At 50.3% G+C, this 23,427-nt stretch carries 21 protein-coding genes, 2 tRNA genes and 1 rRNA gene; 6 read left to right on the forward strand and 18 right to left on the reverse strand.

The genetic code is table 11. The features are described 5' to 3' along the window. Positions 1–290 precede the first annotated feature (290 nt). The 3 genes from LVJ85_RS09355 to LVJ85_RS09365 all read right to left on the reverse strand — a co-directional run bounded on the left by LVJ85_RS09355 (position 291) and on the right by LVJ85_RS09365 (position 2,204). Positions 291–366: transfer RNA gene (locus tag LVJ85_RS09355), tRNA-Ala, on the reverse strand. A 49-nt stretch (positions 367–415) separates the two neighbouring features. Continuing rightward, a tRNA-Ile gene (locus LVJ85_RS09360) sits at positions 416–492 on the reverse strand. Between the two features lie 171 nt (positions 493–663). After that, positions 664–2,204, reverse strand: a 16S ribosomal RNA gene (locus tag LVJ85_RS09365). 460 nt (positions 2,205–2,664) lie between these two features. Here LVJ85_RS09365 and hemB point away from each other — a divergent pair. Continuing rightward, on the forward strand, positions 2,665–3,669 hold the full coding sequence (hemB, locus tag LVJ85_RS09370; RefSeq protein ID WP_244743151.1) for a porphobilinogen synthase: 1,005 nt from the start codon (positions 2,665–2,667) through the stop codon (positions 3,667–3,669). Between the two features lie 71 nt (positions 3,670–3,740). On the opposite strand, the gene LVJ85_RS09375 is transcribed toward hemB, so the two are convergent. The 7 genes from LVJ85_RS09375 to surE all read right to left on the reverse strand — a co-directional run bounded on the left by LVJ85_RS09375 (position 3,741) and on the right by surE (position 10,840). Then, positions 3,741–4,346: a sigma-E factor negative regulatory protein gene (locus LVJ85_RS09375; RefSeq protein WP_244739202.1), complete on the reverse strand. Its 606-nt coding sequence runs from the start codon at positions 4,344–4,346 to the stop codon at positions 3,741–3,743. Between the two features lie 5 nt (positions 4,347–4,351). Beyond that, positions 4,352–4,951 (reverse strand): RNA polymerase sigma factor RpoE, encoded by a 600-nt coding sequence (gene rpoE, locus LVJ85_RS09380; protein WP_085364446.1) that lies wholly within the window; start codon positions 4,949–4,951, stop codon positions 4,352–4,354. Positions 4,952–5,029: 78 nt separating this feature from the next. Beyond that, entirely contained in the window at positions 5,030–6,397 is a 1,368-nt protein-coding gene (gene tilS, locus LVJ85_RS09385; RefSeq protein WP_244739211.1) for a tRNA lysidine(34) synthetase TilS, read from the reverse strand. 33 nt (positions 6,398–6,430) lie between these two features. Continuing rightward, on the reverse strand, positions 6,431–8,248 hold the full coding sequence (locus LVJ85_RS09390; RefSeq protein WP_244739213.1) for a Na/Pi cotransporter family protein: 1,818 nt from the start codon (positions 8,246–8,248) through the stop codon (positions 6,431–6,433). 169 nt (positions 8,249–8,417) lie between these two features. Further along, complete coding sequence (locus LVJ85_RS09395) at positions 8,418–9,350, reverse strand: peptidoglycan DD-metalloendopeptidase family protein (protein ID WP_244739215.1); 933 nt, start codon at positions 9,348–9,350, stop codon at positions 8,418–8,420. A gap of 78 nt (positions 9,351–9,428) precedes the next feature. After that, on the reverse strand, positions 9,429–10,088 hold the full coding sequence (locus LVJ85_RS09400; RefSeq protein ID WP_244739218.1) for a protein-L-isoaspartate(D-aspartate) O-methyltransferase: 660 nt from the start codon (positions 10,086–10,088) through the stop codon (positions 9,429–9,431). After that, positions 10,088–10,840 carry a 5'/3'-nucleotidase SurE gene (gene surE / locus LVJ85_RS09405; RefSeq protein ID WP_244739220.1) on the reverse strand — a complete coding sequence of 251 codons (753 nt, stop codon included), beginning with the start codon at positions 10,838–10,840 and terminating at the stop codon, positions 10,088–10,090. Before surE ends, LVJ85_RS09400 begins: the two co-directional genes overlap by 1 nt. Positions 10,841–11,118: 278 nt before the next feature. Between surE and LVJ85_RS09410 the strand changes: the two genes are divergently transcribed. Further along, the gene (locus tag LVJ85_RS09410; protein WP_244739221.1) at positions 11,119–12,267 is read left to right on the forward strand and encodes an FAD-dependent monooxygenase; all 1,149 of its coding nucleotides are present in this window, start codon (positions 11,119–11,121) and stop codon (positions 12,265–12,267) included. 96 nt (positions 12,268–12,363) lie between these two features. On the opposite strand, the gene guaA is transcribed toward LVJ85_RS09410, so the two are convergent. The 7 genes from guaA to LVJ85_RS09445 all read right to left on the reverse strand — a co-directional run bounded on the left by guaA (position 12,364) and on the right by LVJ85_RS09445 (position 16,350). Next, positions 12,364–13,929 carry a glutamine-hydrolyzing GMP synthase gene (guaA, locus tag LVJ85_RS09415; protein WP_244739226.1) on the reverse strand — a complete coding sequence of 522 codons (1,566 nt, stop codon included), beginning with the start codon at positions 13,927–13,929 and terminating at the stop codon, positions 12,364–12,366. Positions 13,930–14,070: 141 nt separating this feature from the next. Next, positions 14,071–14,409, reverse strand: coding sequence for a hypothetical protein (locus LVJ85_RS09420; RefSeq protein WP_115134719.1), 339 nt, complete (start codon positions 14,407–14,409; stop codon positions 14,071–14,073). 75 nt (positions 14,410–14,484) lie between these two features. Beyond that, positions 14,485–14,934, reverse strand: coding sequence for a hypothetical protein (locus LVJ85_RS09425; RefSeq protein ID WP_244739228.1), 450 nt, complete (start codon positions 14,932–14,934; stop codon positions 14,485–14,487). A 71-nt stretch (positions 14,935–15,005) separates the two neighbouring features. After that, positions 15,006–15,452 carry an SsrA-binding protein SmpB gene (gene smpB, locus LVJ85_RS09430; protein WP_244739238.1) on the reverse strand — a complete coding sequence of 149 codons (447 nt, stop codon included), beginning with the start codon at positions 15,450–15,452 and terminating at the stop codon, positions 15,006–15,008. 116 nt (positions 15,453–15,568) lie between these two features. Next, a complete protein-coding gene (locus LVJ85_RS09435; RefSeq protein ID WP_244739240.1) occupies positions 15,569–15,790 on the reverse strand; it encodes a DUF1653 domain-containing protein in 222 nt (73 codons plus the stop codon). After that, on the reverse strand, positions 15,787–16,011 hold the full coding sequence (locus LVJ85_RS09440) for a branched-chain amino acid ABC transporter (RefSeq protein WP_244739242.1): 225 nt from the start codon (positions 16,009–16,011) through the stop codon (positions 15,787–15,789). Before LVJ85_RS09440 ends, LVJ85_RS09435 begins: the two co-directional genes overlap by 4 nt. Positions 16,012–16,146: 135 nt before the next feature. After that, positions 16,147–16,350, reverse strand: coding sequence for a cold-shock protein (locus LVJ85_RS09445; protein WP_002217533.1), 204 nt, complete (start codon positions 16,348–16,350; stop codon positions 16,147–16,149). Between the two features lie 243 nt (positions 16,351–16,593). Here LVJ85_RS09445 and clpS point away from each other — a divergent pair, with 243 nt between their 5' ends. Both clpS and clpA read left to right on the forward strand, forming a co-directional pair. Then, the gene (clpS, locus tag LVJ85_RS09450) at positions 16,594–16,908 is read left to right on the forward strand and encodes an ATP-dependent Clp protease adapter ClpS (protein WP_244739244.1); all 315 of its coding nucleotides are present in this window, start codon (positions 16,594–16,596) and stop codon (positions 16,906–16,908) included. Continuing rightward, on the forward strand, positions 16,909–19,191 hold the full coding sequence (gene clpA, locus LVJ85_RS09455; RefSeq protein WP_244739253.1) for an ATP-dependent Clp protease ATP-binding subunit ClpA: 2,283 nt from the start codon (positions 16,909–16,911) through the stop codon (positions 19,189–19,191). A 164-nt stretch (positions 19,192–19,355) separates the two neighbouring features. Here clpA and LVJ85_RS09460 read toward each other — a convergent pair whose 3' ends face one another. Continuing rightward, a complete protein-coding gene (locus LVJ85_RS09460) occupies positions 19,356–20,483 on the reverse strand; it encodes an aminotransferase class V-fold PLP-dependent enzyme (RefSeq protein ID WP_244739255.1) in 1,128 nt (375 codons plus the stop codon). A gap of 426 nt (positions 20,484–20,909) precedes the next feature. Between LVJ85_RS09460 and LVJ85_RS09465 the strand changes: the two genes are divergently transcribed. Both LVJ85_RS09465 and LVJ85_RS09470 read left to right on the forward strand, forming a co-directional pair. Then, positions 20,910–22,109: an acetate kinase gene (locus LVJ85_RS09465; protein WP_244739257.1), complete on the forward strand. Its 1,200-nt coding sequence runs from the start codon at positions 20,910–20,912 to the stop codon at positions 22,107–22,109. 200 nt (positions 22,110–22,309) lie between these two features. Next, entirely contained in the window at positions 22,310–23,353 is a 1,044-nt protein-coding gene (locus LVJ85_RS09470; protein WP_244739259.1) for a hypothetical protein, read from the forward strand. The last annotated feature ends 74 nt before the right edge of the window (positions 23,354–23,427 follow it).

Below are 23,427 nucleotides of genomic sequence, written 5' to 3' on the forward strand. Positions count from 1 at the left end.
GCGTTGACTACCTACGCAACTTGAAGACTCTACTTTGACAAAGCTTACTGCTTGTTGTGTACCGAACTGTGCCTTTTGTGTTTCACAATCCGGTCAATACAATCATCACCCAAATACTGCGGCTTACCTGTTACAGTAAGCCGACATTGTCTTTGTTTGTTGATTTCGGCTTTCCAATTTGTTAAAGATCAATGCGTTTATATGAAACAAACTTTTGTCTCAAACTTCGCAAATTAAAATGAGCTGCGCATTGTAGCAGCTAACTTTAATTTGTAAAGTCTTTAAATGTTTGGTGGAGGCAAACGGGATCGAACCGATGACCCCCTGCTTGCAAAGCAGGTGCTCTACCAACTGAGCTATGCCCCCATACTCTTACTCAAGTATCGATACTGCTTACTCTTGCTTTGAGAATGTCTGGTGGGTCTGGGAGGACTTGAACCTCCGACCCCACGCTTATCAAGCGTGTGCTCTAACCAGCTGAGCTACAAACCCAAGGTCTCTTTGCTTTCCAATATGCCAACAACCATCCTTCTTAATCCGAATAACCTTTTCGGTCATGCTCGGCTTAAAAGTAATTCATGCAGCACATCTTCAAGCTTAAACGCATCTTTAATATCACAGTTTACCGATAAGTGTGAGTGCCTCTCAGCCTCTTTTCTCTAGAAAGGAGGTGATCCAGCCGCAGGTTCCCCTACGGCTACCTTGTTACGACTTCACCCCAGTCATGAAGCATACCGTGGTAAGCGGGCTCCTTGCGGTTACCCTACCTACTTCTGGTATCCCCCACTCCCATGGTGTGACGGGCGGTGTGTACAAGACCCGGGAACGTATTCACCGCAGTATGCTGACCTGCGATTACTAGCGATTCCGACTTCATGCACTCGAGTTGCAGAGTGCAATCCGGACTACGATCGGTTTTGTGGGATTGGCTCCACCTCGCGGCTTGGCTACCCTCTGTACCGACCATTGTATGACGTGTGAAGCCCTGGTCATAAGGGCCATGAGGACTTGACGTCATCCCCACCTTCCTCCGGCTTGTCACCGGCAGTCTCATTAGAGTGCCCAACCAAATGATGGCAACTAATGACAAGGGTTGCGCTCGTTGCGGGACTTAACCCAACATCTCACGACACGAGCTGACGACAGCCATGCAGCACCTGTGTTACGGCTCCCGAAGGCACTCCTCCGTCTCTGGAGGATTCCGTACATGTCAAGACCAGGTAAGGTTCTTCGCGTTGCATCGAATTAATCCACATCATCCACCGCTTGTGCGGGTCCCCGTCAATTCCTTTGAGTTTTAATCTTGCGACCGTACTCCCCAGGCGGTCAATTTCACGCGTTAGCTACGCTACTAAGCAATCAAGTTGCCCAACAGCTAATTGACATCGTTTAGGGCGTGGACTACCAGGGTATCTAATCCTGTTTGCTACCCACGCTTTCGGGCATGAACGTCAGTATTATCCCAGGGGGCTGCCTTCGCCATTGGTATTCCTCCACATCTCTACGCATTTCACTGCTACACGTGGAATTCTACCCCCCTCTGACATACTCTAGTCACCCAGTTTCAAACGCAGTTCCCAGGTTGAGCCCGGGGATTTCACATCTGACTTAAGTAACCGCCTGCGCCCGCTTTACGCCCAGTAATTCCGATTAACGCTCGCACCCTACGTATTACCGCGGCTGCTGGCACGTAGTTAGCCGGTGCTTATTCTTCAGGTACCGTCATCAGTCATGGGTATTAACCACAACCTTTTCTTCCCTGACAAAAGTCCTTTACAACCCGAAGGCCTTCTTCAGACACGCGGCATGGCTGGATCAGGCTTGCGCCCATTGTCCAAAATTCCCCACTGCTGCCTCCCGTAGGAGTCTGGGCCGTGTCTCAGTCCCAGTGTGGCGGATCATCCTCTCAGACCCGCTACTGATCGTCGCCTTGGTAGGCCTTTACCCCACCAACCAGCTAATCAGACATCGGCCGCTCGAATAGCGCAAGGTCCGAAGAGCCCCTGCTTTCCTTCTCAAAGCGTATGCGGTATTAGCCATCCTTTCGGACAGTTATCCCCCACTACTCGGTACGTTCCGATGCATTACTCACCCGTTCGCCACTCGCCACCCAAGAAGCAAGCTTCTCTGTGCTGCCGTCCGACTTGCATGTGTAAAGCATGCCGCCAGCGTTCAATCTGAGCCAGGATCAAACTCTTATGTTCAATCTCTAACTTTTTAACTTCTGGTCTGCTTCAAAGTAACTGACAGACAATGTATAATCTTGTCTCTCTGTTTTTGTCGCAGTATGAGGCCCAAAGACACTCACACTTATCGGTAATCTGTGTTGTTAAAGAACGGTTGCTGCTGTGTCAGCAGCGAAGAAATCGAACTATACACATCCGCCCGCACCCCCGTCAACCGCCAAAACGAAAAAAATTACACCCAAAATCACATATCGCTGTTTATTATGAGAATTATTTTTTAAAAAATTTTTATTCAAACGCTTCAAAAAACAATTTTCATCTTCATTCAAATATCCAACCACTTCATATCAAACTTGATTACTTAACTGATGAAGTATATGGTTCGATAAATGTACCAGCATCTAAAAATAATTTTGCATTTTATTTATTAACATTCCAAATAAAATGCAGCAAACAACCAAACGTAAGGTGTTTATATATGAATTTTCCAAACAGATTTACTCCTTCTACAAGAATGCGCCGTATGCGTAAAGATGAGTTTTCCCGCAAATTAATGAGAGAACATAGTCTGACTGCCGACGATTTAATCTACCCCGTCTTCATTTTAGAGGGGCAAAATCAAGAAGAAGCTGTTACATCCATGCCGGGCGTAACAAGACAAAGCTTGGACAAACTTTTATATACAGCCGAAGAAGCTGTTTCACTCGGCATTCCAATGCTGGCTTTATTTCCTGTTGTAACCAAAAACAAAACAGAAACTGCCGAGGAAGCTTACAATCCTGAAGGGCTTGTTCCAACAGCTGTCAGAAAACTTCGCGAGACATTTCCCGATTTAGGCATCATGACGGATGTTGCGCTTGATCCTTATACCATTCACGGTCAGGACGGCTTAATCGATAAAAATGGTTATGTGCTTAATGACGAAACCATTGAAGTGCTTATTAAACAAGCACTTTGCCACGCTGAAGCAGGTGCGCAAGTAGTCGCCCCCTCAGATATGATGGATGGGCGCATTGACGCTATTCGAGAAGCACTGGAGGACTCCGGTCATATACACACCCGCATTATGGCCTATTCTGCAAAGTACGCTTCTGCATTTTACGGGCCATTCCGCGATGCTGTTGGCAGCTCTGCAAACTTAGGAAAAGCAGATAAATTTACTTACCAAATGGATCCGGCCAATTCCAATGAAGCGCTTCATGAAGTCTTTTTAGACATTCAAGAAGGTGCCGATATGGTTATGGTAAAGCCGGGGCTGCCGTATTTAGACATTATCCGACGTGTTAAAGATGAATTTGGTGTACCGACTTATGCCTATCAAGTATCTGGAGAATACGCCATGCTTCAGGCTGCCATTCAAAACGGTTGGCTCGACGGCAATAAGGTTATCTTAGAAAGCTTACTGGCTTTCAAACGCGCTGGAGCAGACGGCATTTTGACTTATTATGCTATTGAAGCCGCCAAACAACTACGCTCCAAATAAAGCCAATACACAGAGGCCGTCTGAAAATATTTCAGACGGCCTCTAAAATTCAACGATGATTTAGCAGTGAATTACTTCGCTTCACTAGCCATACTCTCTTGCTGAACTTTCTCTACTCTCACAGCTTTGCTTTCAACAGCTTCCGCTTGGTTGGCTCGGGCAGCATTAGGCACAACTGCACCTTGCGCTTCCGCATTGGCAACAGCATCCGTACTAACCTGCTTTGCCTTACCGCCAACCGAAACGATACCGCTTTGATCGTTTCCGCTAGGTGCAACTTGCTCGGCAACCATTTCAGAATCGCCTTGATTTCCCGACGGGAAAAATTGCCATACACCCACAGCCACAGCCAACACGCTTGCAGCTACGGCAAAACCGCCAAACATACAATTAGCCGCCTTGCGTTGCTGTTGACTGTTTGCAGTTTGAGATTGTGTTCCTTGTTGTTTTGCAGCGGCAGAAGGTTTTTCCGCAACTTCAAAACTTTCCTCTTTGATGAATTGTATGTCTTTACCCATGCTTGACTGGGCACGTTGCATGCAGTCGCGAATAATGTGATATTCACGCCATTTTTGCTGTGCTTCATCATCAGACAACAGTTTATCCAGCATTTCCTCTGACAAATTGTCATCATCCATGGCGGCAGAGACAAATTCATAGTCTTTATTTTGATTCATTTTATTTACCACCTTTGGTCTTCAGACGTATCCAACAACGGCCTTAAATCTTTAGCGATTACCTCGCGTGCTCTGAATATCCGCGAGCGAACAGTACCGATGGGACAGTCCATTATCTGAGCTATTTCCTCGTAAGACAAACCATCCATTTCCCGTAAAGAAATGGCTTTCCGTAAGTCGTCCGGCAACTTAGTGATTGCTGCTTCTACAGTTTCTAATATTTCCCGATTCATCATCTCTGCTTCCGGTGTGTGATCATCAGCGAGCTGATTGGCTAAATCGAGAACATCCCCTTCATCATTGGCAACATCCGTACTTACAAACGGCCGTTTTCCGGAAGTAGCCAAAAAGTTTTTAGCAGTATTAATGCCGATGCGGTAAAGCCACGTATAAAACGCACTTTCTCCGCGGAAATTCGGCAATGCCCGATAGGCTTTTATTAAGGCTTCTTGTGCAACGTCGTTGACTTCATGCTCATCTTTGATGAAACGGGAGAGCAATCTAGTCAAACGGCGCTGGTATTTAGACACCAGCAGCTCAAACGCTCTGTGTTCGCCTTTTTGCGCCCGCTCTACCAGTGCCTGATCGATTTTACGATCATTCATACTTAAAACCCTTACTATAATCGAACAACCAATACAGAAAAGGCAAAGCGTGCATTGCAGTACTGTGACACTTTACCTTTACTTTGGTTCCAAAATAAACTGATTAAATTTGCTAAAGACGACCATAGAGCCGTTGCGGCAGCCATAATGAACGTTTACCAAAATATTGGCAATAGCCACACACCTGTTTTGACTGTCGATAACAACCGGCCAATACCGACGTGCAAACGGGGGTATCTTGCGCTCTTGTAAAATTTTCCAAACATTTTTACGACCAACGGCAAGTTCAATAGCATCATCGGCATTTGCAGAACGAATAATACACAAGCCATCCAACACTTCTTCACATAATCCAAACGAATGCCTATCAAGCGTAAAACTGTTTTTTTGAATAATATCTTTCAGACGGCCCTGCTGAATCCCACCGTTTTTCACCCAAGGGCAGGCATTTTCCCAGCCGTTTTTCTGGGCAAACAAACGCCCTCGGTAGGCATACATCTTCCCTTGCGGCAGAGACCATTCGGCAGTCGCGGCTTGTGCCAAAGTTCGCGCAAAATCTTCTACACTTTCTGCACGCGGAATACCCAAGCCGTTGGTTTTGGCGTGATGAAGCAGCTGCTGATGGCGCCGAAGCCGGCTCAATGATTTCCAACGCTCAATATCAAACCATCCGCTGCGGCAAATATCCGCATAATCTTCCGCAATCACTTCATTCAACAGCGCCAATTCGCCTTGCAGCGATTTAATACTGCTGATGACGTGACTATCCAAATGCGGCACTCTCTCGCGCCATAGCGGCAAAGCTTCATTTCGCAGCCAATTTCTCAAAAATGCTGGATTTTGATTGCTGTCGTCTTCTATATACTCCAACCCGTTTTCAGCCGCATATTTTTCCAGTTCGATACGCGGAATATCGAGAAGCGGCCGCCAAATTTGCGTGGTTGCGTTCAACAAACGCATACGCGGCATGGCAGACAAAGCCCTCAGACCGCCTCCCCTTAACGCGGCCAACATAAAGGTTTCAACCTGATCGTTTTGATGGTGCGCCAACGCGACTACTTTGCTGAGGCCGTCTGAAAACACACGATAACGTTCTTTGCGCGCCTCTGCTTCAACACCCAAACGGCTGTTCGGCTTCACATCAACATGTTCTACACGCAAAGGCACATCCAAATCCTGACAGTATCTGCGGCAAAAATCTGCCCACTCATCCGCCCGACGATTCAATCCGTGATGAACATGTACCGCCTTCAACATGATTCCTCGTTTCTCCCGCAAAGCTGCCAAAATGTAAAGCAGCACCACGGAATCTACTCCGCCGCTCAAGCCGACTTCTATCACCGCCCCCGGTACAAATGCTTCGGGCCACGACGAATCGACATGTAGCACCAAACTGCTTGGCTCTGCATGTTGGTCAGATAAGAAACCTTTGTTTGTCAAACTCATATCAGGTTTATTTTCAGACGGCCTCAATATTAATTAAGCCGCTGCATTGGCTGTTGCCCTGTGTGAAAAGTCCAGATTGGACATATTGATGATTTCCTGCACACCCCAACCGATACGGCGGGCGTAGTTGATATCGTTCATCAGAGAAGAAGTTTCCCAACCGCTGATTTGCTTGTTGCGCAGTTTGACCAACGCTCTGCCCCGGAAAGTTTCCAGCGAATCAACGTGTTTTGACAATAATGCCACCTGCTCCCGCCACTTCCCGCTATGCACGGGCAGCGCAGTAATCTGCCGGAACAATATTAAAGTCTTAAACAGATGCTTACGCAAACGGATATAGTCGCGCGCGGCGGCGGCATCAGGCTCTTGCAGATAGCGTTGCAGGTTTTTTTGCAGGTGCTTGCTCTCTTTAACGATTTCCACCATTTGAAACGCAGCCATATGTGCGGTCGTCAGCTCTTGATTTTGATCGTCACCTTCGATATCGATTTTGCTGGTAAAGTCCAAAAGCTCGCTGTAAAGCGGCTTGATTTGCGATTCGTAATAAGCCTGCGCATCCAAATGCAAAGGAGGAAGCGGAACGGGCAAATCCTGATCGGTATCCCACCCTTCTTCATACAGCTTGCTGACCGGCACAAACAAAGCGTGGCAGATGACTTCCAAGCTGACTGCGTTCAGGTGGCCTATTTCCTTAAATACCGCACGCAAAGCCGTATCACCCGAACGAAGCATGTTGGGACTCAGATACAAAGCACGCACCGGTGTGCGGTTATCTTCCGGCAAAAAGTGCGTACCTTCGGTTTTTTCCGGCAGCCATTTCATCAACTGGTCTGCCAAGCGGTTTTGCAGCTTCCAAAACACCGCCAAACCCAAGCCGTTAAACAGAGTATGAAACAGAGCCAATTGAAGCAGACTGCTCATACCCGTCGAACCTGCCAACAGCGTTACCAGCTTGGTTAACGGCAACCACAGCAACAACGACAACACCGCGGTTACAGAGTTAAACAGCAAATGCGCCAACGCGAGGCGCTGCCCGCTGCGGTCGCTGCCGAGCATACCCACAAAAGCGGTAGAAGCACTGCTGCCCACGTTCGAACCGATTGCAATGGCAAAACCCTGCTCCACGCTAATCTGACCTGCCGACAATGCCGCCAAAGTTAAAATCAGCGTAGCATGGGAAGACTGCAACACAATCGTCAACAGCAAACCGATGGCGCTAAACACCGCAATTTCGGTCAAGCCGCCGGCTTTAATTGTCGATAAATCAACCTGTCCGCCCAAAGCGTGAAAACCGTCTTTAATAGCATCAATACCTAAAAAAATCAGCGCAATACCGACCAACACACGGCCTATGGTTTTGGTTTTGACATTCAAAAATCCGGCCAAAATACCGAACACCAGCATAGGCACGGCCACCGGGCTCAAACTGATACTCTGCCCCGCCAGCGCCAGCAACCAAATACCGCTGGTCGCACCCAAGTTGGTACCCAAAATAACGGCAATACCGCCCGCGAGCGTAATCAGCCCCGTACTCAAAAACGCAATGGTCAACAGAGACACCAGCGTGCTCGATTGCAGAATAAACGTAGCACCGACACCGAAACCCAAACCTTTGGCCGGCGTGGAAGTACTTTTCGCCATCAACTTTTCCAGCGTGCCTCCGGCGGCGTTGCGCAAGCCTTCTTCGATACATTGCATGCCGAAAAGAAACAAGGCCAAGCCGTAACACAATTTCAACCACGGGCCGCTGTACCAAAAGCTGTACCCCAAAACAAAAACCACCAGAGCAATCAGCACCGGCTTCCAAAGGTTTTGAACGTTTTTATTGGTTTTTATACTGCTTATATTCATGTCGTTTCCCTATTCTCTGTTTCTCCGTTTTATTCAGAATATTTTTGAAACCGTATAGCCCCGCCATTATAGTGATTATTTCAAACATACTGTGAACCATTCGTCAGATGGGCAAAAGGCCGTCTGAAAAATTCAGACGGCCTCAGATTGTCAATCTGACCAATTCACATTAAAACGCCACAAACTGAGTCGGATTCACAGGCTTACCGTTTTGGCGCACTTCAAAATGAAGCTTGGTGCGGTCAGCATCGCTGTTACCCATGCGGGCGATGGTTTGGCCGCGTTTTACGGTTTGGCCTTCTTTAACCAAAAGATTTTGGTTGTGTCCGTAAGCGGTCAGGAAGGTTTGGTTGTGCTGAACAATCACCAAATTACCGTAGCCGCGCAAGCCTGAACCGGCATAAACCACTTTACCGTCTGCCGCCGATACCACCGCTTGACCTGCTGTACCGGCAATATCCACGCCTTTGCTGTTGCCGCCGAATTGGGTGATGATGTTGCCGGTAGTCGGACGCTGCCAAGTTACGCCGGATACGGTGCGGACGCTGCCGGTAGAAACGCTGGGCGTTTTAGCCGGCTCGGAAATTTGCGGGCGTGAAGACGGAGCGCTGGTGGAAACCACGGGCGGAGGAGTTTGCGTTTTGGTTTGCGCGGTTGCCGCCGGAGCGGTGTAACCCGCGGGTTTAACACGCAAAACTTGGCCTACGCTGATGGTGTTGTCTGCCAGATTGTTCCATGCACGCAGATTATCTTGCGTGATGTTGTAACGTTTGGAAATATTGTAAACCGTGTCACCGCGCACTACGGTATGCGTCGCGGCATTGATGTCAACGGGTGCATTGGAAGGTATGTAGGCACCACCGCCGGAAGCCGGAGCCGGCGTTGCAGCAGGCGGAGTATAAGGAGCGGGAGCTGCACCCGCTCCGGCCGCATTCGGATCATAAGGCTTTGCACCGTAAGGATTAGTTTTTTCTGCTCCTGTCGAAGCGGAACCTGCCGAACCCGATACGACAGGCGCTGCGGGCTGTTGCAGCCACGAACATGCGCCCAACATGAAAACCAAAGCTGCCGAGCCGGCACGGAATGCGGTTTTTTTCAACATATTTTCTACCTTCTGTTTGGATTTTTCATCGCGATATATCATAAAACAAATTATGCCTTACTCTCAAGTCTTTACAATTTAAGTGTCCATACCGCTGACCAACGGTACAAAGTTGGCTTCCTGCACACAGGTTTCGCGGTATCCCTGCGGTGTTTTCTCAATCAGCCACAAATACTGCACGCCGCCTTCGTCTAAAGGCAGCACCATACGCCCGCCGACGGCAAGCTGCTGCAAAAGGGCAAGCGGCACTTCGGCGGGTGCGGCGGTAACCAAGATACCGTCAAACGGTGCGACTTCGGGCAACCCCAAGTAGCCGTCGCCGCACACCATACGCGCTTTGGCCAACAACCCTGCTGTACGCAAATGCTGTTTGGCGCGCTCATGCAGCGGGCGCAAACGCTCTACCGAATAAATCTCAGGCAAATCCAAGGCTAAAAGTACGGCCGTCTGATAACCGCAACCGGTGCCGATTTCCAGCACCCGCCGCATATTTTGCGACGCGCCGCCCAACAGCAAATCCGTCATTTTGGCTACGGTATAAGGCTGGGAAATGGTTTGCCCCAAACCCAACGGCAGCGACATCTCATCATAAGCCCGGGTTTGCAGGGCTTCTTCAACAAAAAGATGGCGCGGCACGCGGGTCATTGCCTGCAATACCCGCCCGCCGATGCCCATCCTCGCCAACCGTTCGATCATGCGGCGGCGGCGGTTTTCAAAACCCGTCCAGTTTCCCTGCATTACGGCATCACTCCCTGCCAAAATGCCGCCACTTCGTCCATTTTATGATAATCGGTCAAATCAATCTGCAAGGGTGTTACCGTAATATAGCCCGATTCGCTCTCGGCAAAATCGGTGCCGCCGTTGCGGTCGGAGATATCGCCTATCGGGCCGATCCAGTAAACCGCCTCGCCGCGCGGATTGTGCGCAGGCACGATGCTCTGCACATGATGCCGCTTACCCAAACGGGTAATTTTACAGCCCTGAATATCTTCGGGTGCCACGGCAGGAATATTTACATTCCACAAAATCGGCTGCTTGGGCGGATTTTTCAGCAAATGTTCCAACATAATCCAAGCGGCTTTTTCCGCCGTTTCCCAATAGCGGCCGGTAAAATCGTTTAAAGAAAAGGCAATCGCGGGAATACCCAGCAGATAAGCCTCGGTCGCCGCCGCAACCGTGCCCGAATATAAAGTATCGTCGCCCATATTGGCACCGTTGTTGATGCCGGAAAGCACCAAATCGGGCTGAAACTCGGGCAGCGCGTGCAAAGCGAGATGAATGCAGTCTGTCGGCGTACCGCTCACATAATAAAAGCCGTTGTCGGCCTCACGGATGCGCAAAGGGCGGTCGAGTGTGAGCGAATTGCTGACGCCGCTGCGGTCGCGCTCCGGCGCTACTACGCGCACATTGGCAAACTCTGCGGCCACCCGCGCCAGAATCGCAATGCCGGGCGAGAGATAGCCGTCGTCGTTACAAATCAAAATATTCATGATTTCCCTTATTTTCAGACGGCATCCATTCTACCGACTGCAACCATCAGTGTCTATTTAGTACCGCCGTACATGATCCCACAATCTACTTGGATATGCTTGCCGCCGGATTCCGTTTTATTCAAAGCCGGGGCCGTCTGAAAAAACAGCCGCCCCTTTTCCCGGCTGCATATAGACCAAACCTTATGCAATAAGTTTTCAGACGGCCTCAAAATATAAAAGGCCGTCTGAAACGGGTATAATCCAGCCAAACCGTTACAGACACAGAAACTGCCTACATGAACCACGAAATCATCATTATCGGCGGCGGATTGGTCGGCGCCGCCGCCGCAGTATCCCTCAAACAGCAAGGCCGTGACGTCGCCCTGCTTGAAATCCGCCCTCCCGAAACCGATTTCGCCAAACTCGAAAACGGCTGGGATGCCCGCATCTACGCCATCAGCCCCGCCAACCAAAAACTGCTCCAATCGCTCAACGCTTGGCCGTCTGAAAGCCGTATCCAGCCCGTTTCACGCATGGACGTACGCGGCGACAACGGCGGCCGCATCGAGTTCAAAGCCGCCGACATCGACGCACCGCACCTCACCTGCATCGCCGAAAACCGCTGGCTGCTCGCCGGCCTGTGGCAGCAAATCCGCGCCTTAGAAATACCCGTGATTACCGAAGCCGCCGAAAAGCTTGAAACCGATATTCAGACGGCCTCACTAACTCTCGCAAACGGCGAAATACTCCAAGCCAAACTGATTATCGGTGCAGACGGCGCCAACTCGTGGGTACGCCGACAAGCAGGCATCACCGTTAAAGAAGACCCCTACCGCCAGCACGGCGTAGTTGCCAACTTCCACACCGAACAAGACCACCACGGCACCGCCTTCCAATGGTTCAAAAACGGCGACGTCCTTGCCTACCTGCCGCTCCCCGACAAAAAAATCTCCATCGTTTGGAGCACACACAAGCCTGAAAAACTCACCGGCCTCAGCCCCGAAGACCTGGCCGCTGCCGTCACCGCGCAAGGCGAAAACGTACTCGGCCAACTTTCACCGCTCTCCCCCGCCTTCGCTTTCGATTTAATCTTGCGCCGCCCCGAATCCACTGTCGCCCAACGCGTCCTATTCATGGGCGACGCCGCGCACACCATCCATCCTCTCGCCGGGCAGGGCGTGAACCTCGGCTTCGGCGACGTGATTGAATTTGCCCGCCTCAGCCGCCACGCCCCCGATGTCGGCGCCTACCAACTATTGAAGCAATACGCCCGCAACCGCCTGGAACCCGTCCGCACCATGCAGCTCGGCTGCGACGGCCTCTTCCACCTCTTTAACGAAAAACACCTCCCTGCCCTGCCCCGGCTGCGCAACACCGGCCTGAATTTGGTTAACGCCGTGCCCGCCGTCAAAAACCGCTTGATCAAACATGCAATGGGACTGTGAATGAAAAGCCGTCAACTTGTTAAGGCAGTAATGAATAAGGCCGTCTGAAAATGATTTTTCAGACGGCCTATGGTTATATCAATAAAAATAACCGGCTTATTCCCACTCAATCGTGGCAGGCGGTTTGCCGCTTACGTCGTACACCACGCGGTTGATGCCGCGTACTTCGTTGATGATGCGGTTGGACACTTTGCCGAGCAGCGAATAAGGCAGTTCGGCCCAATGTGCGGTCATGAAGTCGCTGGTTACGACGGCGCGCAACGCTACAACATATTCATAAGTGCGGCCGTCGCCCATCACGCCGACGGATTTGACCGGCAGGAACACGGCAAAGGCTTGGCTGGTGAGGTCGTACCATGAAGTGCCGTTTTCGTCGGTGGTGTTACGCAGCTCTTGGATGAAAATATCGTCGGCACGGCGCAGAAGGTCGGCGTATTCTTTTTTCACTTCGCCGAGAATGCGCACGCCCAAGCCGGGGCCGGGGAAGGGATGGCGGTACACCATTTCGCGCGGCAGGCCGAGTGCTACGCCGAGTTCGCGCACTTCGTCTTTAAACAGATCGCGCAGCGGTTCGAGCAGCTTCAGGTTGAGGGTTTCAGGCAGGCCGCCTACGTTGTGGTGGCTCTTGATGGCATGGGCTTTTTTGGTTTTGGCACCGGCACTTTCGATCACGTCGGGGTAAATCGTGCCTTGTGCCAGCCATTTGGCGTTTTGGCGTTTGCCGGCTTCGGTTTGGAACACTTCTACGAATTCGGCACCGATGATTTTGCGTTTTTGTTCGGGGTCGGTCACGCCGGCGAGTTTGCCCATGAAGTCGTCGGTCGCATCAACGTGAATCACGTTTACGCCCAAGTTGCGGGCAAACATATCCATCACCATTTGGCCTTCGTTCAGGCGCAGGAGGCCGTGATCAACGAATACGCAGGTGAGTTGGTCGCCGATGGCGCGGTGGATCAACGCGGCGGCTACGGAAGAATCCACGCCGCCGGACAAGCCGAGAATCACTTCGTCGCTACCCACTTGCTCGCGGATTTTGGCTACGGCTTCGTCGATGTAGTTGGGCATGGTCCAGCTGGGTTGCGCACCGCAGATGTCGAGCACGAAACGGTTGAGTAAGGCGCGGCCTTGTTTGGTGTGGGTGACTTCGGGGTGGAATTGGATGCCGTAGAATTGTTTTTCGGCATTTTCCATCATGGCCACGGGGCAGCTTGGCGTGTCGCCGATGATGCAGAAGCCTTCGGGCAGTTTGGATACTTTGTCGCCGTGACTCATCCACACGTCGAGCGTGTTGGGCAGGCCGTCTGAAAGGCCGCGGGTGAGTTCGCAGTCGATGGTTTTTACTTGGGCGTAGCCGAATTCGCGCTGGTCGCCGGGGGAAACTTCGCCGCCGAGATGATGCGCCATAAACTGCATACCGTAGCAGATGCCGAGCACGGGAATGCCTAAGTCGAAAATGCCGGTGTCGGCCTGATAATCGGATTCGTAAACGGAATTGGGGCCGCCGGAAAGAATAATGCCTTTGGGCGCAAAAGCTTTGATGTCTTCCAAAGGCATATCGTAGGAATGGAGTTCGCAGTAAACATGGGCTTCGCGCACGCGGCGGGCGATGAGTTGGGTTACTTGCGAGCCGAAATCGAGAATGAGGATTTTGTCTTGGGTCATGGTGATTTCTTCGGGTTGGTTTTGCGGTTGCACAATGCAAAAAGGGGTACGGCAAATAAAGTTATCAGGCCGTCTGAAAAGGGCGTTATTGTACCATTTTTTCAGACGGCCTGAATTGTGTTTTGCTGCTTGGGCAACGGCTTAATGTTCGGGCAGCTTGGGATGTTTGTACGGCACGACGCTGCTGCGTGAAAGCAGCAACAAGCAGCCGAGAATCATCATACCCAAAGCAATCAGCGGCGAATAGCCGAGCAGATATTGGCTTTTGAGGTACACGGCGGCGCCGATGTAAACCAGCAGCGGGCCGGAGACGACAGACTGTTTGTTAATGCCGTCTATCAGCAAAACGGCGATACCGCCTATGGCCAAACCGGCGGCAATCAAGGTGGCGGTCGGCGGCAAAATGCCGGTGGTTTTGAGAAACCATACCGCGCCCGCAATAATCAGGAATAAAGGCAAAGCAAGTGAAGACTGGCGCATGTTTACGCTCCGAATGTGTTCAGACGGCCTGCATTATTGTGCTGTGCAGGCCGTCTGAAAAGGGGGTGTTAAGAATTATTGCGCTTTTTTACCCAGCAGGCGGGCGATAATGCCGTCGGTTTGCTGCTGCAAGTTGGGCGAGCTGCGGTATTCCGGCTCGTCGTTGACGTTATAGCCCAGGTTGGCGACATGATAATCGGGCGTGCGCAGAATCATGGCGATCTTTTTAATCATTTCAGGGCTGCCGGCAGAAATGTAGCGCAAGTTGTAGCGGCATTCCGGCTCATAAAGACGTTGGCGATTGGCAGCCACATCCACGATTTCAGCCTCAATACCTTGATTTTGCAGCGAACGGGCAATCACTTGCTCCAAACCGTGCGGCGTGCGTTTGGGGTTCGGAATAATGCAGATACGCTGTATGGTTTTCAATTCGTCTGACCGATTGTCAGCAACGTTAACTTTAGTGGTGCCACATGCACTCAGCCCCAAAGCCAGCAGAGTGAAAGCTAAGATTTTGTGTTTCATCGTATTTCCTTTGCAATGTAGATTAAGTTTTCAGACGGCCTATGTAAAACAGTAAATCTGCGGGCGGCCGATTAACCCGCGTTTTTCATCAAGCGTTGTTTTTCGCGTTTCCAGTCGGCTTCTTTCAGGCTTTGGCGTTTGTCGTGCTGCTTCTTACCTTTCGCCAAACCGATGTCCATTTTGATTTTGCCCCGATGGTAGTGCATGTTTAACGGCACTATCGTATAGCCCGCACGCTCGGTTTTACCGATAAGCTTGTTGATTTCGGATTGGTTCAACAGCAATTTGCGCTGACGCACAGGGTCGGGTTTGACATGGGTAGAGGCGGTGGGCAGCGCGGTAATATGGCAGCCCACCAAATAAAAAGCATCTTTTTTCCAATGGATATAGCTTTCTTTCAACTGCACGCGGCCGGCACGGATGGCCTTGACTTCCCAGCCTTCCAATACCAAACCGGCTTCGATTTGGTCTTCGATAAAATAGTCGTGAAACGCTTTTTTATTGTTGGCTATACTCATAATGTTTCAATCGGATAATGATTCAGACGGCCTATTCTAGCAGAAGGCCGTCTGAAAAGAAGAAAATGGTTATACGTTCAAAGGTTTTTATTGCAACGAAAAGACCAATGAAAAAATCAGAATACCTGTATGCAGGTGAAGCGTTTCCCGGTCTTGCCTTCGTGTACTACGGTTTCCGCAAACATCTGCGCCGGCCTCACCCACAGACCGTAACTGCCATAGAGCGCGCGATACACAACCATCGGCTCTTCCGTTTCGGAATGCGATGCCACGCCGATCACTTCATACAGATTGCCTTTGTAATGGCGGTAAATACCGGGTTTGACGGCAATGTTCATATTGACTTATCAGATAAAATGAATTGTTGGTAATAACGCCCTATTTCGGCTATGGCTTCATGATGGTGCGGCTTGAGATCAGTTTTCCAATCTGCGAGACGTATCAATAGAGCATCTTCCTCTTCCGCCAATGCACATGATGCCGATTGATGGCAGCGCAAATGATTGATTAACTCTTCAATTTGCTTTAAAGCAGTTTTATATTCTTCAGAGTTCGGCATTAGCAGCATCCGATTTGTATTTAAAACAACATGTTCCGATAAAACCAGAGTAAAATCAGGCAAAAAGAAATGGCAGGTTTCCTAACCCGCCATTAAATATAAACCGGTTGTCGGAACACCCCGACAACGTCTTAATTAAGCAGCCTGAATATTAGCAGCTTGTTTGCCTTTGGGGCCGGTGGTAACGTCGAAAGAAACGCGTTGGCCTTCTTTCAGGGTTTTGAAACCTTCCATGTTGATCGCAGAGAAGTGAGCGAACAAATCTTCGCCGCCTTCGTCCGGAGTGATGAAACCAAAACCTTTAGCGTCGTTAAACCATTTAACAATACCGGTTGCCATTGAACTTCCTATACTAAAAAATTAACAAAAAACAGCAAATTCAGGCAACGCTGAAAACCTAAAAGTTTCGAGTTTCTCCCAAACCATTATGCTTTATACCCGGCTGCCAAGCTCTGCCTAAGAAAGCTTTTTACCTATGTTAAGGTGTGTAGTCAAGTAGTGTTTGGGAAAAAAGACAAAATTTATTAAAATAAAGCAAAAAACAACATAAACCGCCTCCAAAAAATTCTTTAAAGATTTAATATGACTAAGCACAACACGCAGTACGATTCAGATACCGACGTCTTAAACCGCAGCCGCACCACACCGCCGAAACGCTACGGCGTGTATCTTCTCAATGACGATTACACGACGATGGATTTTGTTGTTAAAGTATTAACAGAAATATTCATGATGCCCGAAGAACGTGCAGTCGCCGTTATGCTGCTGGTTCATCATGAAGGAAAAGGATTATGCGGCGTCTACTCGCGCGATATAGCCGAAACGAAACAACGGCAAGTAATGACATGCGCGCGCGAAGAAGGCCATCCGCTGCAATGTACTGTTGAGGAGGTTTAAATGATTTCAGCCGAGCTTGAGCAGATTTTACAGATTATCTACACCGACGCACGCAAGCAGAAATATGAATTTATCAGCCTGGAACACCTTCTGTTGGCACTGATAGAACAAAGCGAAGAAGTGTACAACGTATTGAGCAAATGCGGTGCAGACTGCGGCGTGCTTTCCGAACAACTGATCAGCAGCATGGTCGACAACACCCCCGTGCTGCCCGAACATCTGTTTGACAAAACCGAAACCCAGCCTACTTTAGGTTTCCAGCGTGTATTGCAGCGTGCCATGGTTCACGCGCAATCTGCCGGCAAGCAAGACGTAAAGCCTTTAGACGTATTGGTTTCCCTGATGAGTGAATCGGACAGCCATGCAGTATATTTCTTACAGCTTCAGTCGGTGACCCGCTACGACATTCTCCGCTGCGTTGCGCACGGCGTACCGTTCGACGAACAGTCCGAAAGCGAACAGGAAGACGAAGCATCAAGCACTTCCGGCAAAGAAAACAACGATGCTTTGTCGGCTTATACAGTCAACCTGAATGCAGAAGTGCTGGCCGGGCGCATAGACCCTTTAATCGGCCGCCGTGCAGAAATAGAACGCATGGTACAGGTTTTATGCCGCCGCCGTAAAAACAACCCCCTTCTCGTCGGAGAAGCCGGTGTCGGAAAAACTGCGCTGGCAGAGGGTCTTGCACACATGATCGTTAAAGGCAGCGCACCCGAAACCCTTCAAGATGCGGTGGTATTTTCCCTTGACATGGGTGCCCTGCTCGCGGGCACGAAATACCGTGGGGATTTTGAAGCGCGGGTAAAAGCCGTCTTAAAACAATTGGCCAAAATACCCAACGCCATTTTATTTGTAGACGAAATTCACACCATTATCGGCGCAGGCAGCACATCCGGCGGCACGATGGATGCTTCCAACCTGCTGAAACCCGCGTTGGCAAAAGGTTTACTGCGCTGTATCGGTGCAACTACTTATGATGAGTACCGCACCATTTTCGACAAAGATCACGCCTTGAGCCGCCGCTTCCAAAAAATCGACGTTGTGGAACCGAGCGTCGCCGAAACCGTGCAGATTCTGCGCGGATTGAAACCGATGTTTGAAGACTTCCACCAAGTGCGCTACACATCCGGTGCATTGGAAGCCGCCGCCGAACTTTCCGCACGCTATATCAACGAGCGTTTTTTACCCGACAAAGCCATCGACGTAATGGACGAAGCCGGTGCGGCGCAACGGATTATGCCGAAATCAAAACAGAAAAAAGTAATCGGCAAAGCACAAATCGAAGCGGTGATTGCCAAAGTTGCCCGCATTCCCGAAAAAACCGTTTCCCATGACGACAAACAAGTCCTGCAATATCTGGCGCGCGATCTGAAAAATATGGTGTTCGGTCAGGATAATTCCATTGAAGCATTAGTTGCCGCCGTGAAAATGGCACGCTCCGGCTTGGGGCTGCCCGACAAACCCATCGGCAGCTTTCTGTTTTCCGGCCCCACCGGCGTGGGTAAAACCGAAGTGGCCAAACAGCTGGCTTATTCATTGGGTGTGCCACTGCAACGCTTTGATATGTCGGAATATATGGAACGCCATGCTGTGTCGCGCTTAATCGGTGCGCCTCCGGGCTATGTCGGTTTCGAACAGGGCGGCCTGTTGACGGAAGCGGTAAACAAACAGCCTTTCTGCGTGTTACTGCTCGACGAAATCGAAAAAGCGCATCCCGATATTTTCAACGTGCTGCTGCAGGTGATGGACTACGGCAAGCTGACCGACAACAACGGCAAAAGTGCGGATTTCCGCAACGTTATCATTATTATGACCACCAATGCCGGTGCCGAAAGCCTGAGCAAACCGGCTATGGGCTTCGCGGGCAAACGTCAACGCGGCGATGAAATGGAAGCCATCAACAAACAGTTCACACCCGAATTCCGCAACCGCTTGGACGCCATTATTCCGTTTGCGCCGCTGGACGGACAGATTATTGCCAAAGTGGTGGATAAATTCCTGCTGCAACTCGAACAACAACTGCTGGATAAAAAAGTGGAAGCCGAGTTTACGCCGGCATTGCGCCGCTATTTGGCAGAAGAAGGGTTCGATCCGCAAATGGGTGCGCGCCCGATGAGCCGTTTGATTCAGGAAAAAATCCGCAAAGCATTGGCCGACGAACTGCTCTTCGGCAAACTCGCCGACGGAGGTTTTGTCCGCATAGATTGGGATTCGAAAAAATCCGAGGTGATGTTGAAGTTCAAGAAAAACACGGTAAAAAAAGAGGAAGAAGCCGCGCTGTAAAACAGTAGTATGCCCTTCCCTAAACATTTGAGGCCGTCTGAAAAATATTTTTCAGACGGCCTCAAATGTTTACACAAGCCTTTGCAGGTTCTCTTATAAAAATAAATAACTTAGATACTAGAAACGCCGCAAAGCCTTTAACAACACTGCATTTTCAGACGGCCTCAAACCTTCTTCAACACCTCTGCAAATGTTTGTACCGTGCGATCTACATTTTCCAGTTTGTCCAAGCCGAACAAGCCCAAGCGGAACGTTTGGAAATCACTGCGCTCGCCGCATTGGAGCGGTACGCCCGACGCAATCTGAATACCGTGCGCCGTAAAAGCCTTGCCGTTTTGAATGTCGGCACGATCGGTGTAGCTCACCACCACGCCCGGTGCTTCAAAACCTTCCGCCGCCACGCTCGGATAACCTTGCTCCGCCAACAGCGTTCTGATTTTACGGCCCAATTCAATCTGCGCCGCTTTCAGTTTGTCAAAACCAATGGCCTCGGCTTCTTTCATCACATCATGCAATTTCAGCAAAGCATCGGTTGGCGGCGTAGCATGATAAGCATGACCGCCGTTTTCAAAAGCCTCCATGATTTGCAGCCATTTTTTCAAATCAAGCGTGAAGCTGTCGGACTCCGTAGCCTGCACTTTGGCATATGCAGCCTCGTTCAACATCACCAAACCGCAGCAAGGCGAGCCGCTCCAGCCCTTTTGCGGCGCGGAAATCAGCACATCAATACCAAGCTGTGCCATATCCAGCCACATACAGCCGGAAGCGATACAGTCGATCACCAACAATCCGCCCGCCGCATGAGTGGCTTCGGCCAGCCGACGGATATAAGCATCAGGCAGCATAATGCCCGAAGCGGTTTCCACATGCGGCGCAAACACAACCGCAGGCTTGTAAGCCGCAATTTCCGCGCACACTTCCTCAATCGGCGCAGGCGCAAACGGCGCTTGGGTTTCATCGGCAGGCTGTTTGGCCGTCAACACTTTGGCATCGGCGGCGATGCGGCCTTTTTCGAGAATCTGCGTCCAACGGAAACTGAAAAAACCGTTACGGACAATCAAACATTTTTCATCACGCGCAAGCTGGCGGGCAACGGCTTCCATACCCGACGAACCGCTGCCGGGAATCACGGCCACATGCCCGGCTTGATAGACTTTTTTCAACGTAGCGGAAATATAACGTAAGGCCGTCTGAAATTTCTGCGACATGTGGTTCAAAGCACGATCGGTATAAACAACCGAATATTCGAGCAGACCGCTTTCATCAACTTCCGGGCGCGGCAAAGTAGCCATGTTTTCTCCTTTGAATGATTTGATTGAATTGACACAAATAGCATGGATTGCTGCGGACAACAAACCACTGCAACAAGCTCATTCCGACAATGAATAATGATGGATTGGCCGATGTTAGCATTATCAAAACTTGATGTACAAGGCAGATTATAAGCTTTTGATAAACAGAAAAATGATTGCACCGTCTATCTTGCCTGCAACAATCCTTCCCCGCATGAATATCGACAATATCACACCGCTTACCGCCCCAAACCATTCAAACTTTAACAGCAGCCAAATCCAATTACTCCCACCCATTTTCAGGGGCGGCTTAATTTTCAGACGGCCTTCAATAATTTTGATAAAATACGCGGCTTTTTTAACCTTAAATCGGATTTACGCATCCAAACAGCGGTAAATACCGCATAAAAAAACAGGAGTATTTTTATGTCTGACAAACTGATTTTAGTATTGAACTGCGGCAGCTCTTCATTGAAAGGCGCGGTATTGGATAACGACAGCGGAGAGGTTTTATTAAGCTGCTTGGCTGAAAAGCTGAATCTGTCAGATGCCTACATTACTTTTAAAGTAAACGGCGAAAAACACAAAGTGGAGCTGACCGCCAATCCCGACCACACCGGCGCAGTGGAAGCCTTGATGAACGAATTGAAACAACACGGCCTCGACAGCCGTATCGCGGCAGTAGGCCACCGTGTAGTCAGCGGCGGCGAGCTGTACAGCGAATCTATCGTAATCACCGAAGAAGTGGTTGACGGCATTGAGAAATGTATCCCGCTGGCACCTTTGCACAACCCTGCAAACTTGTTGGGCATCCGCGCCGCGCAAAACATTTTCAAAGGCCTGCCGAACGTGGCCGTGTTTGACACCGCCTTCCACCAAAGCATTCCCGAACACGCCTACACTTATGCCGTTCCGCGCGAACTTTACCGCAAATACGGCCTGCGCCGTTACGGTTTCCACGGCACCAGCTACCGTTTTGTAGCCGACGAAGCCGCCCGTTTCTTGGGTAAAGACAAAAACAGCCTGCGCATGGTCATTGCACACTTGGGTAACGGCGCTTCGATTGCCGCCGTCGCCAACGGCCAATGCCAAGACACCAGCATGGGCTTAACCCCGCTGGAAGGCTTGGTGATGGGTACGCGCAGCGGTGATGTGGATCCGAGCATCTTCTCTTTCTTGGCCGAAAACGCCAACATGAGCATTACCCAAGTTACCGACTTGTTGAACAAAAAATCAGGTTTGCTCGGCATTTCCGAACTTTCCAACGACTGCCGTACCATTGAAGAAGAAGCCGCCAAAGGCCACGAAGGCGCCAAGCTGGCCTTGGAAGTCTTTTCTTACCGCTTAGCCAAATATGCCGCTTCTATGGCCGTAGCTGCCGGCGGTTTGGACGCTCTGGTGTTTACCGGCGGCATCGGTGAAAACTCCGACGTTATCCGCAGCAAAGTTCTGAATCACTTAAGCTTCTTAGGTTTAACCGAAGATGCCCAAGCCAATACCCAAGCCCGCTTCGGCAATGCCGGCGTGATTACTACTGCCGACAGCAAAGCCCAAGCAGTGGTGATTCCGACCAACGAAGAATTGATGATTGCCCAAGACACCGCCCGATTGAGCGGCTTGAAATAAAGCGCATTCATATCGGCAATCAAACAGCTCTGCTCCGGCAGGGCTGTTTTTTTAATTACCCAAATCTTCGCCAACGCGCCGAAAATATAATCCGCAGATCGCCACACGGCAGAACCTTTCCAACCCCGCCCCCATACTTGTAAATACTTCCCCAACATGGTTATGATGAAAGCCTCTTTTCTATCAGGCCGTCTGAAAATATGAAACGCGCTTTTATACTCAGCGATTGCGAACCGCCGCTGTGCGAAGAAAAACCTTATGCACTGCTTACCGCCAACGTAACCAAAGGCCATCATTTTATTGCACAGACCGAGCAGCGCCAACACGCATTCAACCGCGGCGTGAATCCGCAAAATCAAAACGTATACCGCCTGCCGCTCTCACTGTTCCACAAGCCCTATAAAGGCAAAGCGGAAAGCGTCAACATCGAAAACAATCTGGAAATCAACAACCTCTACACCTTATCCTTCGTTGAAGGCAGCGGCGGCAGCCAATACAACTTGGAAAGCTGGTTTAGCCGTCACGAAAGCGGTTATGAAGAAGCCAGCAACATGTTGAGAACCGTCCGCCCCGGCAAGCAGAAATTACCCGAAGCACTGTGGCGCATTTTACGGCTGAAATTGCTGGGTATTTTCCGCAATCCCTACAACCACAACACATCATTCGTCCACGGCCTGCACCAAGCCGTATTGGCACAACTGCCCGAAGTCAGTTCCGAGTTTGTCAAACTCATCGAGCAAAGACCGCAGCCGCGCTTGGGCAAAATATTGACCGAATTTGCTTTCACGCCCGACAGCTATACCCGCTGGCTGGCCAACCTTTACGGCATGTTGAGCGAAGGCGTGATGCAGCCTTCCTTATTTGAACGCCTGTTTGCCGCTTTATTCGCCGACCCGAACTCCGTAAAAATAGAACTGTACAGCTACACCGAAGAATCCGACTGCTGCCTTTTCCCGGATACAGGATTCTGCGCACAGATTTCCCGCGCCCAATTCAGCATCGGCGTAAGCATAGCCGCCGACATGTTCGCCATCGTGCACCTGCAACGCAGCCGCTGGAACGCGGTAAAAAACAATTTTGCCGACCATCTTCCCAAACCTACCGCATTGGAAGTGAACGTGATCGAAAACAATCAGCAACAAAGAGCCACCTTCAACCGCTTGTGCATCCGACACGCCCGCGAAGCCGTGTTCGGACGCAGCAACCACCGTGCAGATTATTTTCAGTTTTGGCGAGATGGATAAAGGTCGTCTGAAAAAAGGTGATGAGTTTAAGAGAAAGATAAGATTTGCCTGCGCAACGCAACAACAGGCCGCTG

This window comes from Neisseria sp. Dent CA1/247, from assembly GCF_022870825.1.
Taxonomy (GTDB): Bacteria; Pseudomonadota; Gammaproteobacteria; order Burkholderiales; family Neisseriaceae; genus Neisseria; species Neisseria zoodegmatis.

Coding starts and splice junctions, on each gene's coding strand:
- hemB (WP_244743151.1), top strand. CDS start 2,665: ATGAATTTTCCAAACAGATTTACTCCTTCTACAAGAATGCGCCGTATG.
- LVJ85_RS09375 (WP_244739202.1), bottom strand. CDS start 4,346: ATGAATCAAAATAAAGACTATGAATTTGTCTCTGCCGCCATGGATGAT.
- rpoE (WP_085364446.1), bottom strand. CDS start 4,951: ATGAATGATCGTAAAATCGATCAGGCACTGGTAGAGCGGGCGCAAAAA.
- tilS (WP_244739211.1), bottom strand. CDS start 6,397: ATGAGTTTGACAAACAAAGGTTTCTTATCTGACCAACATGCAGAGCCA.
- LVJ85_RS09390 (WP_244739213.1), bottom strand. CDS start 8,248: ATGAATATAAGCAGTATAAAAACCAATAAAAACGTTCAAAACCTTTGG.
- LVJ85_RS09395 (WP_244739215.1), bottom strand. CDS start 9,350: ATGTTGAAAAAAACCGCATTCCGTGCCGGCTCGGCAGCTTTGGTTTTC.
- LVJ85_RS09400 (WP_244739218.1), bottom strand. CDS start 10,088: ATGCAGGGAAACTGGACGGGTTTTGAAAACCGCCGCCGCCGCATGATC.
- surE (WP_244739220.1), bottom strand. CDS start 10,840: ATGAATATTTTGATTTGTAACGACGACGGCTATCTCTCGCCCGGCATT.
- LVJ85_RS09410 (WP_244739221.1), top strand. CDS start 11,119: ATGAACCACGAAATCATCATTATCGGCGGCGGATTGGTCGGCGCCGCC.
- guaA (WP_244739226.1), bottom strand. CDS start 13,929: ATGACCCAAGACAAAATCCTCATTCTCGATTTCGGCTCGCAAGTAACC.
- LVJ85_RS09420 (WP_115134719.1), bottom strand. CDS start 14,409: ATGCGCCAGTCTTCACTTGCTTTGCCTTTATTCCTGATTATTGCGGGC.
- LVJ85_RS09425 (WP_244739228.1), bottom strand. CDS start 14,934: ATGAAACACAAAATCTTAGCTTTCACTCTGCTGGCTTTGGGGCTGAGT.
- smpB (WP_244739238.1), bottom strand. CDS start 15,452: ATGAGTATAGCCAACAATAAAAAAGCGTTTCACGACTATTTTATCGAA.
- LVJ85_RS09435 (WP_244739240.1), bottom strand. CDS start 15,790: ATGAACATTGCCGTCAAACCCGGTATTTACCGCCATTACAAAGGCAAT.
- LVJ85_RS09440 (WP_244739242.1), bottom strand. CDS start 16,011: ATGCCGAACTCTGAAGAATATAAAACTGCTTTAAAGCAAATTGAAGAG.
- LVJ85_RS09445 (WP_002217533.1), bottom strand. CDS start 16,350: ATGGCAACCGGTATTGTTAAATGGTTTAACGACGCTAAAGGTTTTGGT.
- clpS (WP_244739244.1), top strand. CDS start 16,594: ATGACTAAGCACAACACGCAGTACGATTCAGATACCGACGTCTTAAAC.
- clpA (WP_244739253.1), top strand. CDS start 16,909: ATGATTTCAGCCGAGCTTGAGCAGATTTTACAGATTATCTACACCGAC.
- LVJ85_RS09460 (WP_244739255.1), bottom strand. CDS start 20,483: ATGGCTACTTTGCCGCGCCCGGAAGTTGATGAAAGCGGTCTGCTCGAA.
- LVJ85_RS09465 (WP_244739257.1), top strand. CDS start 20,910: ATGTCTGACAAACTGATTTTAGTATTGAACTGCGGCAGCTCTTCATTG.
- LVJ85_RS09470 (WP_244739259.1), top strand. CDS start 22,310: ATGAAACGCGCTTTTATACTCAGCGATTGCGAACCGCCGCTGTGCGAA.